The organism is Mesorhizobium sp. M1A.F.Ca.IN.020.06.1.1 (assembly GCF_004023265.1).
Taxonomy (GTDB): domain Bacteria; phylum Pseudomonadota; class Alphaproteobacteria; order Rhizobiales; family Rhizobiaceae; genus Mesorhizobium.
Map to the genome: position 1 here is coordinate 1 of NZ_RZSR01001319.1, position 1,238 is coordinate 1,238.

Consider the following 1,238-nt stretch of genomic DNA (forward strand, 5'->3'; position numbering starts at 1 on the left):
GACCCTGGCCGAGGACCCCGGCCGCTCGCGCGTCATCATCGGCGGCCGCAACATCCATGACGGGTTCCTGTTTCATAAGCCGATCGACCTGTCGCGCTACCCTCAGCTGCAGCAATACGGCGAGACCGACGGCTTCTCGCTCAACTACTATTCCAACTGGAGCGACTTCGACATCGAGATCGCCGACCAGGCGACGGTCGAAACGCTGGCCGCGCATTTCTCGACCGTCTGGCTGCGCGATGCCGACACCAACCTGTCGCGGCCGTTTTCCATTCCGGTTCGTTCCGGTGGCCACCCGCAAGGCGTGGTGCGGCACTTCATTTCCGTGCCTTACGAGGACGGGCATGCACTGGAAAACTACTTCGTCGAACTGATCGACACCGCCGAGCACCGCATCGAGATCGTCAATCCCTATCTCAACCTGACGCCCAGTCTCGCGAGAGCGTTCGATCGGGCGCTGGCCCGCGGCGTCAGCATCGACGTCGTCGGCCGCATCGATCTCAAGGGCGACATAGGCGGCCGCTTCCTCACCGCGCTCAACAAGCTGTTCGTGGAGAAATATGGCGACCGCATCAATATCCGCGAATTCAAGGCGCCCGACGTGGTGCTGCATTCCAAGATCATGATGATCGATCAGCGCCTGGTGACGATCTCCTCGGTCAACCTGAACAATCGCAGCTTCGTCCACGACTCGGAAAACGGCATGATGGTGCTCGATCCGGCCTTCTACCGCCGCATGGAGTCGGTCTATGACGACTATCTCGCCCATTCGCAGCCGGTCGCCACCAATGTCACGATCGGCTGGGCTTACCGGCTGCTGTTCAGCAATGGGTGGGTGAAACAGGCCTTTTAAATCAAGCCTTGATGTAGCGGTCCGGGCTGAGGTCGAGCGCGTTGATCTCCGGCACCCGGTTGGAAATGATATCGGCAAGCACTTTCGCCGAGCCGCAGGCCATGGTCCAGCCCAGCGTGCCGTGGCCGGTGTTGAGATAGAGGTTGGACAATTCGCTGCGCCCGACCAGCGGCGGCCCGTCGGGCGTCATCGGCCGCAAGCCACACCAGAAACTCGCCGCCTTGAGATCGCCGCCGCCCGGAAACAGGTCGCCGACGGAGTGCTCGAGCGTGCGGCGGCGCGATTCATGCAGACGAAGGTCGAAGCCCGAAATCTCCGCGGTGCCGCCGACGCGGATGCGGTCGCCGAGCCTGGTGATCGCCACCTTGTAAGTCTCGTCCATGAT

The 1,238-nt window shown here is 62.1% G+C and carries 2 protein-coding genes; one reads left to right on the forward strand and one right to left on the reverse strand.

Features of this window, described 5'->3' with window-relative positions; all coding sequences use genetic code 11:
- A partial coding sequence (locus EOA60_RS33635) for a phosphatidylserine/phosphatidylglycerophosphate/cardiolipin synthase family protein (protein WP_164899793.1) occupies positions 1-853 on the forward strand: 853 nt, incomplete at its 5' end.
- Between the two features lies 1 nt (position 854).
- On the opposite strand, the gene EOA60_RS33640 is transcribed toward EOA60_RS33635, so the two are convergent.
- Positions 855-1,238 (reverse strand): FAD-dependent oxidoreductase (locus EOA60_RS33640; RefSeq protein WP_128312657.1); only part of this gene is annotated, 384 nt, incomplete at its 5' end.